Here is a 12,320-nt window from a genome sequence, read left to right on the forward strand (position 1 = left end):
CCGGCTACTTTGCATGGGGTTGTTTTCGACATTTTTGCGGGCGGGCCACGAAGGCCCGGTCCGAACCCGGATCAACGATCCAGCGTCTTCGAGGCACGGCCGCGATTTTTGACGATCAGCATGATGTTGCGGATGTAGATGATCGTTGCCAGCGCCTGTCCGAGGATGATGACCGGCTCTCGCTTCACGACGCCATAGACCAGCGTCATCAACCCGCCGCCCATTGAGCAGAACCAGAAGGCCATCGGCACCACGCTATTTCCGGCACGTTCGCTTGCGATCCATTGCACGAGAAAGCGCGCCGTGAAGAACAGCTGCGCGACCAGGCCGAACGCGAGCCAGAAGTCGAACTTGGCGACGAAGACGTCGTAGAGATAGTTGCTCAGCGCCTGGCCGTATTGGATGATCATGCCTTGACCTCGGTCACATCTGGTGTCGGCTTCTTACGGCGGATCAGCCACCACACGCCGGCGAGATCCATGATCCCGATCCATAGCCGGTCGAAGAAACCGTAGTTCGACACGCCGGCGCGGCGGGGCCGGTCGATCACGTCGACATAGGCGATCTCGAAACCCTCGCGGCGGACCAGCGCTGGCAGGAAACGATGCAGCCCGTCGAAATAGGGCAGCATCAGAAACACCTCGCGGCGAAAGGCCTTCAGGCCACATCCGGTGTCTCGCGTGCCGTCCTTCAGGATCGCGCCGCGCACGCCGTTGGCGATGCGCGACTGCAATTTCTTGAAGCCGGTGTCCTTGCGCCCGACGCGCTGGCCGGCGACGAGGCCGATGCGCTCGCTTTTCTCGACTGCCGCGATCAGGTCCGGCAGGAAGGCCGGATTGTTCTGGCCGTCGCCGTCGAGCGTCGCCACGATCGCGCCGCGCGCCGCCCGAACGCCGCTGCGCACGGCCGCTGACTGCCCGGTTGACCTCGCATGGCGGAGCTGACGGAGATTGCCCCGCTGCTTCATGATAGCCGACAGCCGCTCGCCGGTCGTATCCGTCGAGCCATCATTGACATAGACGATCTCATAGGCCCAGCGGCCATCGAGCGCAGCGCCGATCTCCTCGATCAGAGGCGCGATATTGTCCGCCTCATTGCGCACGGGGACGACGATGGAAACCGAGGGCTGGAACGACAAATCGATGCTCGTGGTTGGAATTGGCCTGCGGCGGGAACCGGTCCGGTCGGCAGGCAGCCGCTTTTATGGGGCGGATGCCCCGCGGGCAACCCTTTTAAGGCGGGCGAACGCCGGCCCCGGAAGCGCCACGATCACCCCGTCGCTGCCGATGGCGAAGCCGAGCCGGCGCGCCGCGAACCAGTAGCGCACCGCCATGGTGCCGATGATGCCGATCAGGGCGCCGGCCACGACGTCGCTCGGATGATGGGCGAGCAGCACCAGCCGCGTCAGCAGGATCACGATGGCATAAGTGAACATGAACACGCGCAGGCGTGGCCATACTGCGCTGACTGCAAAGGCCAATGCGAACGCGGTCACCGCATGGCCCGAAGGCAGGCTGGCATGGGCTTCCGTTCCACTGAAGGGAATGAAATTGAACGCGTTGGCCTTGCCGCCGACGAAGGGCCGGCCGCGGCCAATGATGTATTTCAGGACCTCGCCGATCAGCACTGAGAACAGCACGGAAAAGAAGATGAATTGCAGCCGCGTGCCGAAGCCGAGCAGCAGCGTACGCGAGGTCCCGTGCCGGCCTGCCGCAATCAGTGCCACGGTCACGAGCGCGGCGGCAAGTGCCGTCAGCACATACTCGTCCTTGCCGAAATCGGTGAGGATCTTGATCGGCCACAGGCCGGGCGTGCCGCGCGCGGGCATCATCTGGATCTCGCTCATGTCGAACGCGACCATCAGTGCGATGATGAGGGCCGCGCCGGCCGCACTCAGCCAGAGTGAATGCCGCGCCAGCCGGCGCGCCGCCTCCGCGCGCCGCGAATGCGAGGGAGCGCGGACGAGCTGTGTCAGCGCACGGCCTGAAACCGTCAGCAATTGCGCGCCGTAGTTCGATCGATGTGCAACGTCGGCGGGCATCCTATTCCGAGCCCTCCGAGCGGAAGATCGCGATCGAGATCGCTCGCCCTTGCGAGAAGTTGTAGCCGTCGATGCGCGAGCCGACGCGGTAGCGAAGCCCGATCGCCTCGGCGCGCTGGACGAAGCTGCGCTCAGATCGCTGCTCGATGAACGCAAAGCGGCAGCTGCCCTGCTTGAGGAAATCGGCAGCACCCGAGCCGTCGGTCAGCAGCGTCGACGTCCCCGTGAGGAAGACGAGGCTCGGCTCGTGATAGCCCGCGGAAGCCGCCTTCGGGCCGACGCAGCGCACGTTGCGCAATTCGTGCGCGATCTCGACGCTCGGAAACAGCGGCGTCAGCGACGGCACGACCAGGCCCCAGACCACGACCGCAAGCATCAGCGCCGCAACCAGCGCGTTGAGCAACGAGCGCTCGGCGCGGTTGTTGTCGTAGAGCCACCAGGCGAACAGGCCGAAGATCAGGGACGCTGCGATGAAAGGCCAGGCGGCGAAAGCCGGCTGGCGCGTCAGCATGACCGCGCCGACGACCGCCATGATCGAGCCGAGCGCAGGGATCGCGAACCACCAGGCGGAGCCGCGCATCAGCCATGACCGCGACAACACGCGACGCTCCACGGCGCCGGCCGTGAGGATCGCGATCGCCGGATAGAGCGGCAGCACGTAGTGCGGCAACTTGGTCAGCACCGCCTCGAACACGATCCAGGACGGGATCAGCCACGCCAGCAGATATTGCGCGCCGGGCTCGCGCCGGGCCCGCCACACCGCCGGCGCCGCCATCGCCGCAAGCGGCGCACCCGGCCAGAAGGTGATCCAGAACAGGACCAGATAGAGGCCAGGCGGCGCGCCATGGGATTCCTGGGCACCGAGCTTGCTCAGCATGTCGCCGCCGACGGAATCGGCGAAGAAGGCATCGCCCGCACGCCAGAATATCGCGATGAACCAGGGCAGCACCAACACCAGCACCCACATCAGGCCCCAGAGCGGGCGCAGCCGCCACAGCCAGGATGCGTCGCGGTCCTGGATCGCCAGCACGATGATGGTGAGCGCGGCGAACATCAGGATCAGCGGCCCCTTGATCAGGATGCCGACGGCGATCGCGGTCCAGAAGATCGCGGGATAGCTCCACGGCGGACGCGCCTCGTCCTCGCCGCGCTGCCAAGTGAGATAGACCCGCGCCATCGCGCCCATGGCCGCGACCACGGTGAAGAGCAGCACCGCATCGGTCTTGGCGAGCCGCGCCTCGACGCCGAGCAGCACGGACGCGCACATGATCAATGCCGCAAGCACGGCGGCGCGGCGCGTGACGAAGCCGAGCGCGGTCCAATAGGTCATCAGCACCGCACCGATCGCGCCGACCAGCGACGGCACCCGATAGACCCAGATGCGCAATTGGGCGCGCGGCAGGCCGAGCGCCGACGCGGTATGAACGGCGGCCGCTTGCAGCCAGTAGATACCGACCGGCTTCTTGTAGCGGACGTCGTCCTGGAAGCGGATGTCGACATAGTCGCCGGTCTCGACCATCTGCTTGGTCGCCTGCGCAAAGCGCGCCTCGTCGCGATCGACGGGCGGAATCGTGAAGAAGCCGGGCAAGAGCAGAAGCAGCGCGCAGATCACCAGAAAGCCGATCGCGCGGGCGTGGCTGCCGGTGACGGCATCGATCACGCGCACGAACCAATTGCCCGGATTTACGGGGGTTTTCGGCTCGCGGGGCTCTCCGAAACGGGGGCTGGCATAGGTCTCGACCATTGGTTCCGCATACGCTGAAACCGCCGCCCCCACAACCGCTTAAGCCGGCATCATTGAATTCGAATGACAACTGTGTCGGCGGCGCCCGTGGCGTCGATCACGGTCAGCCGCGCAAAGCCAGGCCCGGGCGGATCGATCAGCCGCTGGCGCCGTCCGTCGATCTCCCCGAGCGCCGTTCCATTGACCAGTATCGTCATGGGCAGGACGCCGCCGGCGACCTTCACGGGCATGGTGGCAGCCTCGTTACCCGCCGAGCGGTCGACGTCGATCCGGGAGCCGTTCAGGGGAAACTGGATGTGCGGGGCCTGCTCGCCGCCGGTGCGGACGAGTTCCCCGACGGGGCGGAACCGCCTCAGGGGCAACGGTAGCTTGGCGTTGCTGGCGACCAGGGTTCCCTTCGGCGGCCTGGCGAGCGGAACCGGCAGTTTTCCGCTCCGGGCGAAAGCGTCGAACAGGATGGGCGCTGCCGCCGCGCGGCCGATCAGGCCGGGAACCGGCGCGCCGTCGGGACGGCCGACCCAGACGCCAATGGTCATGCGACCGTCGAAGCCGACCGACCACGCGTCGCGATAGCCGTAGGAGGTTCCGGTCTTGAAGGCGATGCGGTTGTGGGCGGCGTTTTCGGGCGGCGGCGTACCCAGGAGCACGTTGCCAACCTGCCAGGCAGCGACCTGGTCGAGCAGCCGCAACGGCTCCCGTGCGTCCGTGTCGGACATGACCTCGCGCAGAGGGCGCGTGGTCCCGAGCCTGGCGAGACCTGAATAGAGTTGTGCAAGGTCCTGAAGCGTGACGCCGACACCGCCGAGCCCCATGGCAAGACCCGGCGCTTCGTCCTTGGGGAGTACCAGATTGCCGCCGGCCTGCCGCAGCCGCGAGGCCAGGCGGCTGGAGCCGACACGGTCGAGCAGCACGATTGCCGGCACGTTCAGTGACAGCTGCAGCGCCTTCTTCACCGGCACCGTGCCCTGAAACGTCATGTCGAAATTTTCCGGCGCGTAGGAGCCGAAGCGGACCGGGCGATCGTCGATCAGGCTGTCGGGGTGGACGAAACCGTCTTCGAAAGCGAGGCCATAGATGAACGGCTTCAGCGTCGAACCCGGCGAACGCAGTGCGCGGGTCATGTCGACCTGCCCTGCCCGGCTCTCGTCGAAATAGTCCGCGGAGCCGACGCGCGCCAGCACGTCCCCGCTCTCATTGTCGACGACGATGATGCCGACCGAAATGTTCGGCCCGAGCGCAATGGCGCGGTCGCGCGCTAGCGGCTCCAGCACCTTCTGGAGATTGGCATCCAGCGTGAGCTTGATGACCGGCGTGTCCTTGACGGTTGAGAGCGCGGTATCGGACGCATGCGGCGCCAGGATCGGCATCGGCTTGCGCAGCTTCGGCACGGGTACGGCCTTCGCCTGCTTGGCGTCATCAGCGCTGATCTGATGCTCCTCGACCATGCGGTCGAGCACGCGGTCGCGCGCGATGCGCGCCGCCTCGGGGTAGCGATCCAGCCGGCGCGTTTCCGGCGATTGCGGCAATGCGACCAGAAGCGCGGCTTCGGCGAGCGACAGCCGCTTCGGCTCCTTGCCGAGATAGGCGATGGACGCTGCGCGAATGCCCTCGAGGTTGCCGCCATAGGGCGCCAGCGCGAGATAGAGATCGAGGATCTGGTCCTTGCTCAGGCTACGCTCAAGCTCGATCGCGCGCACGATCTGCCGCAGCTTTGCATGGAGCGAGCGCTGCCGCCGCGGCTCCATCAGCCGCGCGAGCTGCATCGTGATGGTCGATCCGCCCGAGACGATATGGCCGCGCGTCCCGAGCTGGATCGCGGCGCGCCCGAGCGCGAGCGGATCGACGCCGTCATGCGCGTAGAAGCGCTGGTCTTCATAGGCGAGCAGCAGCTTCAGATAAGTCGGATCGACGTTCGCTTTGGTCTCGACCGGCAACCGCCACCGCCCGTCGGCCATGGCGTAGGCGCGCAGGAGCTTTCCGTTGCGGTCGACGATGGTGGTGGACACCTGGCGCGCCTCGTCGAGCGGCAGCGGGCCGAGGGAGATGGTCCAGGCCACGAAGGCGCAGATGGTGAGGATGAAGGCGAGCGCGGCGGCCGAGGGGACACGCGCGGTCGCGCGTCCCGCTCCGTCATGGCCGGGCTTGCCCCGGCCATCCACGTTGTCACCCACGGCACGTGTGGCCGTGGATGCCCGGGGCAAGCCCGGGCATGACGACGGTGTATATGGCACGTCTTCGCTCATACGGCTCTATGCACTCACTTCGCCGCTCGCACCTCAACCGACCCAGTCCCGGTGCGGCCATAGCGCGAGGGGTTGTACATGTCCTCGACATAGGCCTGCGGCAGCACGTATTTGCCGGGCGAGACCGCGCGCACGACATAGGCGACGGTGAAGACCGACTTGGCGTCCGAGGCCCGGTCGACTGCCGCCGTGAAGCGGTCGTCGCGGAACTCGGTATCCTCCGGCTCCACGCCATCCTCGATCCAGTCCAGCGTGCCGCTGTCGCCCGACGACACCAGCTTTGGATTGTCGATCTCGAGACCCGCCGGCAGATAGTCGGACACCATGATGTGCGCGTACTCAGGCTTGGCCTCGGTGATCTTCAATACCACAGCGAAGCGATCGTTCTGTTTGACCTTGCTGATATCGGCGGGCTTGCCGTCGAGCGTGAAGTAACTGCGCTCGATCTTGAACCCGGCCGAGGCGGCCGGCTCCGGCGTGACCGGCGAGCCCGACACCGAGACCACGGCCTGTATCGGAGCGTCACCCGTGTTGGTGATCTTCAGCGGCTTGCCCTCCAGCGTCCCCGCTTTGTAGCTGCGGTACAGCGCGGTCTTGACGCCCTGGCCGTCGACATCGAGCGACAGGTTTTCCTTCGCCAGCGCCCGCGCCGCCAGCACCAGCCACGCATTCTCCTGCGTCGAGGTGTAGGGCGTCAGGCCACGCGCGGTCTCGACACGGGACACGGCCTGCGTCAGCGTCGCCTTCGGCGCGTTGCCTTCGCTGGCAAGCGAGACGAGTGCTGCGGCATCGCGAAGCTGCGAACCATAATCACTGCGGCCGAACTCCAGCACGGGCTTCGGCGCGAGGCTATCGAGCGCTGCGCCGTAGACCCGCTCCGCGCGATTACGGTCACCGACCAGCGCGAGCGCCGCCGCAAGCTGCGATTTGGCGATCGGCGTCGCCAGATTGTTCAGCTTGGTATCGGCGAGATAGCGGAGATCGCCGATCGGCGCTGCGCCGTTACGTGCGAGCACGTAGAGGCCGTAGGCGAGATCACGGCCGCCGTCCTTCTCCGGCTCGTTGGCATTCACCACAGAGTTGCGGATGCGGTCGAGCGCGTTCTTGAACAATACGTCCGGCACCACAAAGCCTTTTTCACGGGCGCGGCTGAGGAAGTCCGTCACATAAGCATCCAGCCAGGCGTCGTCGCCGCCGGCCGACCACAGCCCGAACGAGCCGTTCGAGCCCTGGCGTGCCAATAGCCGCTCGATCGCGTCGCGGATGCGTTGGTCGACCTCGGTGTCCATCGCAAGATGGGCGCCGGCCGCAAGCTCGTTGACGTAAAGCAGCGGCATGGCGCGGCTCGTGATCTGCTCCGAGCAGCCATAGGGATAGCGATCGAGCGCCTTGAGGATCGTCGCGGCGTCGAGCGCGGTCGACAGGCTCGCCGAAACCGAGACGCTGCCGGTGCCCGGCACGAGGTCGGAGAACATGTCCGAGGTCAGCGTCAGGCTCTCGCCCTTCGCCAGGGTTCGGATCGAGCGCCGCGCCAGCACCTGTGTCGCCGCCTTGACGTCGAGCGCATAGTGCCGCGCGAGCGCAAGTCCGTTCGGGCCCTTGATGTCGACGTCGAGCGTCGCCTGCCCCGCCGCGGTCGCATCGAGCGCGAGCGAGAACGAGTTGCGCTGCTTGGCGGCGAGCTTGACCGTCGTCGCAGGATTGCCGGTCATCTTCACCGGGCCGCCCGTCTTCACGTTGATCGCGTAGTCGCCCGCCTGCCCTTCGACATTGTCGATCTCGAGATTGACCGTGCCGTGGTCGCCATTGAGCAGGAAGCGCGGCAGGGTCGCCGTCAGCACCACGGGATCGCGGATCACGACGTCGGTATTGGCGCGGCCAAGCCTTGTCGCGGTCCACGCCACCGCCATGACGCGCGCGGTGCCGGCGAACTCCGGGATGTCGAAGCTCACTTCCGCGGTACCGTCGGCTGCAACCGTGACGATGCCCGAATAGAGCGCAAGCGGCTTCTGCGTGGGCGGCGAGCCCTGCAATTCAGCTGCGCCCGCATCGCCGCCGGACTTGATCTGGCCGCGCGTGCCCTGCATGCCGTCGATGAGCTGGCCGTAGAGATCGCGGATCTCGGCGGTCAGGCGGCGCTGGCCGAGATAGTAGTCATCCGGCGCCGGCGGCTTGTAGTTGGTGAGGTTGAGGATGCCGACGTCGACTGCGGCGATGACGATCCTGGCATCCTCGCCCGGGTTGAGCCCGTCGAGCTTCACCGGAATCTTCAGCATCGAATTCGGCCGGATCAGCGCCGGCGGCATCAGCTTCACGGCGAGCGTGCGCGTCTGCTTGTCGATGCCGAACCATTTCAGGCCGATCGCCCGGCCCGGCATGCGCTGGGCGGCTGCATCGAGCGGCCGCCGCAAGGTCGCCACCACGTAGGCGCCGGTGCCCCAGTCGTTGCCGACGGGGATCTTGATCTGCGCGGTGCCTTCCTTGACGTCGATGGTCTGCGTCGTCAGCAGGCGATCGCCGAGCACGTTGATGGTGAGCTTGCCGGCGCTGCGCACGTTCACCGACACCGTCATGGTGTCGCCGGAGGCGTATTGCGGCTTGTCGATCGAGGTTTCCAAAAGGTCGGGCGTGTCGGCACTGCCGTCCGAATACCAGCCGACATCGAACTGCACCGACGTCACCGGGCCGTCCGCGTCGTTCGATTTCACGTCCAGCCGGTAGCGGCCCGGCTGCGGGTTGAACGAAATGCGCGACGGCTTGTCGGCGGCAATGGTGAGATCGCCGTCAGCGACGCGCGAGGTCGACTTGACCGGCTCGTACTCCCAGTAATTGTTCTGGCGATACCACTGGTAGCGCGACTCCATCTTGAGGAGCTCATAGCGCAGGCCTTCGCGCGGAAGCGTCTTGCCGTCGGGCGAAACGAAAACCACGTCGAACTCGGCCTTGTCGCCTTCGGCAACGTTCCTGTCGCCGAACAGCGGCTTGACGCCGAGCATCGCGGCCGCGGGTGCGACTGGCAGAACGATCTTGCGCTCGACCGCGCGGCCGCCCGTCTCCGCCATGCGGACGAAGATCTGCGCCTCCTGCGGCCGCGTCGAGGCCGGCTGCTTGTCCAGCGTCACCGGGAACGTCGCCACGCCGTTGGCGTCGGCCTCGGGGAGGTTTTCGAGCGGGGTGCGCTCATTGCTGGTGGTCTCCTCGTCGGCGACGCCGAACTGGTAGCCGGCGAAGCCCGGCCGCTCGTCGGCCGGCGCAACCAGCATGTCGCCCTCGAGCTGGAGGCCCGAGGCCGGCGCGCCATAGAGGAAATGGCCGTCGACCTTCAGTTCGACCGGAGCATTCGCCTTGATCAGCTTGTCCTTGGACGTGAGATCGAACTCGATCCTGTCGGGGACGTAATCCTCGACCATGAAGGTCGTCTCACCGACCGATGAACCCTTCGGGTCGGTGAAGGCGCGCACCCGCCAGGTCCCGGTCGGCACCGCCGAATTGAGCGGCACGGAGAGCGTGCGGCCGCCGGCGCCCTGGTCGGACAGCACGGCGCGGCGGAATTCGACGCCGTCGGGACGCTCGATCACCAGCGTCAGCGGCCCGCCGGTGACGGCATTGCCCTGCCCGTCGCGCAACAGCGCGGTAAGGTAGACCGTCTCGTTGGAGCGATATACGCCCCGCTCGGCATAGACGAAGGCGTCAGCGCCGGCCGGCACCGCGCGTCCCGCAACGCCGCGATCAGAGAGATCGAAGGCGCTGGTCTTCAGGCTGAGGAAGGCATAGTCGGTCTTCTCGCCGCTGACCGTGAGCAGCGCTGGCGACAGCCCGCCCTCGCCGCGTGCCAGCCCCGCCTCGAACAGCACATGGCCGGCATCGTCGGTCTTGCGGGTCGCCAGGATTTCGTTGTTGCGGGCAACCAGCCGCACCTCGGCTTTGCCGACCGGATCGGTCGAGGCCAGCGAGTTGACGAAAACATGGATGCCGTCATTGCCGGAATAGGCTGTGACGCCGAGATCCGAGACGATGAACCATTGGGTCGCCAGCTGGGAATCGTCGTCACTGCCCGGCCCCTTGGCCGCGGCCGTCATCACGTACACGCCGGGCTGGAGATCGCCGAGCGCCTGATCGACCGGGAATGCAGTGGTGACGTCCTGGTTCAGCGTCGTCGCGGTCGCGAGCTCACCGGACCACACCTTGACGCCACGCTCGCCACCGAGATCGGAGAGCTGGTAGCGCGACAGCGTTTTCTGAAAGTCGCTGTCGACGACCGTGTTGATCAGATTGCGGTCGCCGATCCGGAACACGTTGATGTTGACCGCCGGCGTATTGACGCTGACCACGGGAATGCCGCGCTGGCCGGTCCTAGGCAGCACATAGGCGCGGCTGGTGAAGCGCACGAACGGCTTGCGGTCGCGCACATAGATGTTGAACTCGGCCGATTTCGGCAGCCCCTCTTTCACCGTCGACGGCAGGCCAGCGCGCAGGTTGATGTTGTAGCGCTCGCCATGCTTCAGTCCATCGATGCAGAGCTGCTTGCCCTCGGCCGATACAGCGGGCTTGTCCTGCCCTGCGAGCGCCAGGAACGGCGCGAAATCCGTGCGCTTGGCCAACTCCTCGGAGAACTGGAAGCAGGCGCGCGGGCTCGCCGAGTCGGAATCGACGGTGTAGTCGAGCAGCCGGAAGCCATGCTCGTCGCGCAGCTTCTCGTATTGGCCGCGGACGTCGGCGACCTCCCGCATGTCGAGCGACAGCCGCAGTGCATCCAGGGCCGGCCGGAACAAATGCCGCTCGGCGAGCGACTTGCCGAGGACTCCAAGCGCATCAGCCTCCTCACCCGCATTGCCGGCGCGCATGTAAGCGATGTAGGCGGCCGTCGAGGCACGCTCGAGCAGGAAAGTCTGCTCGCTCGAGCTCTTTGGGGTGATCTGGAAGATGACGCGCGCAAGCCGCAGCCAGTTGCCGGCATCCTCAGGCGTGGTGGCGGCGATCTGGCCGAGAATCGATAGGCCGCTGCGGACATCGTTGCGCCTGAAAGCGGCATCCGCGTCGGTGCGCAGGGTCGCGTTGGTCTTGGCGACCGGCCCCGCCTCGCTCTTGATCTGGGCTTCCAGCTTGATCGCGGCGTCAGCGAGATCGTCGCGCTTGAAGGCCTTGTCGGCGGCCTGCGCCGATACCAGGCCGAGCGCCAGCGCTGCGCAGATTGTGACGGCGCGAACCAAACCGATCATGATGGACTCCCGGGAGCGCGGACGAACGCCGCGTAGGCGATGAAATGCGCGGAAAGGTGACAGACTCAAGGCGATGGAACCAGAATAGCAAAACGTCACATGCGCCATTGGCAAGCAAGCCCGAGTGGGCCTCCAAGTGCCGCCCCTGGCGCCGCCTCAGCCTGTGGCAGCACCGGACAAAATCAGCCGATGGACTTACGTCCCGAACGCAAGTGCGACGTCTGGAGCGTCGCTGGACAGATCGGGACGAGAAGAGTCCATCGCTTCGCTTGGTCGCGCGACAGGGGAAAACGGTTCGATCCGACTTCAATTCGGACTTGGCGGACGCGCGGATTTTTCATATTTGGCGTGCTAAAGACGTCGCCGGGCCCCATCCCCCGGGGCCGTCCAGACGGTCCCGTAGCTCAACTGGATAGAGTAGCGGATTTCTACTCCGCGGGTTGCAGGTTCGAGCCCTGCCGGGATCGCCAATTTTTTCAACCTGCAAATCAATAGTTTGGCGGTGTACGGCCGAGGCGCTGTTGGTTGCTGAGAGCGGCGGCCCCGAGATGCCCGAATCGGCATCATGCGTGCCGATGCGGAAAGCCACCGTCAGATTGACGATCGCCAATCAAGCGCTCCTCGAAGTCAGCCTTCGCTTTGCCTTTTGCCGAGTTGCACCGTGACGCCCCTCATGGATGAAGACATCCCGATCTCGCAATGTGCGGCGGCTTGCACGGACGCAAGCGACCACATGAAAGGATCAAACAAATGCTTAAGTCCCTTCGCCGCTTGTTCGCGGGAGCCGCCACGCTCGCCGCCGTTTCCATCGTGCCAGCCATGGCCTCGCAAATGCCGCTCGGAGACATGCAGAGCCACGCTGCCCGCCCCAATACGACGATCCGGTTGCCGAAGCACCAGTTGCAGGAGACCAAAGACAGCGGAGCGTATGGAATCGGCGGCGCCGCGACGCCCAATGTGCGTTGCCCGCGCGGAGCATACTGCCTGACGCCCTGAGAGCTTGCCGCAAATTCATACAAACCCAGTTGCCGCGCCATAGAGGCTTGCAGCGCCTAGGATGGAACCCTGCGCGT

At 66.0% G+C, this 12,320-nt stretch carries 7 protein-coding genes and 1 tRNA gene; 2 read left to right on the top strand and 6 right to left on the bottom strand.

The window, feature by feature from the left end; genetic code table 11:
- Positions 1–71: 71 nt before the first annotated feature.
- The 6 genes from Q3C01_RS24775 to Q3C01_RS24800 all read right to left on the bottom strand — a co-directional run bounded on the left by Q3C01_RS24775 (position 72) and on the right by Q3C01_RS24800 (position 11,247).
- Positions 72–410, bottom strand: coding sequence for a lipid-A-disaccharide synthase N-terminal domain-containing protein (locus tag Q3C01_RS24775; RefSeq protein ID WP_027527070.1), 339 nt, complete (start codon positions 408–410; stop codon positions 72–74).
- A complete protein-coding gene (locus Q3C01_RS24780) occupies positions 407–1,138 on the bottom strand; it encodes a glycosyltransferase family 2 protein (protein WP_458147914.1) in 732 nt (243 codons plus the stop codon). Before Q3C01_RS24780 ends, Q3C01_RS24775 begins: the two co-directional genes overlap by 4 nt.
- A gap of 63 nt (positions 1,139–1,201) precedes the next feature.
- The gene (locus Q3C01_RS24785; protein ID WP_458147915.1) at positions 1,202–2,041 is read right to left on the bottom strand and encodes a phosphatase PAP2 family protein; all 840 of its coding nucleotides are present in this window, start codon (positions 2,039–2,041) and stop codon (positions 1,202–1,204) included.
- A gap of 1 nt (position 2,042) precedes the next feature.
- Positions 2,043–3,785, bottom strand: coding sequence for an ArnT family glycosyltransferase (locus Q3C01_RS24790; protein WP_458147916.1), 1,743 nt, complete (start codon positions 3,783–3,785; stop codon positions 2,043–2,045).
- Positions 3,786–3,835: 50 nt separating this feature from the next.
- Positions 3,836–5,944, bottom strand: coding sequence for a penicillin-binding protein 1C (gene pbpC, locus Q3C01_RS24795; RefSeq protein WP_458147965.1), 2,109 nt, complete (start codon positions 5,942–5,944; stop codon positions 3,836–3,838).
- Between the two features lie 98 nt (positions 5,945–6,042).
- Positions 6,043–11,247, bottom strand: coding sequence for an alpha-2-macroglobulin family protein (locus Q3C01_RS24800; protein WP_458147917.1), 5,205 nt, complete (start codon positions 11,245–11,247; stop codon positions 6,043–6,045).
- Between the two features lie 393 nt (positions 11,248–11,640).
- Here Q3C01_RS24800 and Q3C01_RS24805 point away from each other — a divergent pair.
- Together Q3C01_RS24805 and Q3C01_RS24810 are read left to right on the top strand one after the other, a co-directional pair.
- Positions 11,641–11,717, top strand: a tRNA-Arg gene (locus tag Q3C01_RS24805).
- Between the two features lie 280 nt (positions 11,718–11,997).
- Entirely contained in the window at positions 11,998–12,243 is a 246-nt protein-coding gene (locus Q3C01_RS24810; protein ID WP_458147918.1) for a hypothetical protein, read from the top strand.
- Positions 12,244–12,320 lie beyond the last annotated feature (77 nt).

The sequence above is a fragment of the Bradyrhizobium sp. UFLA05-109 genome, assembly GCF_054185165.1.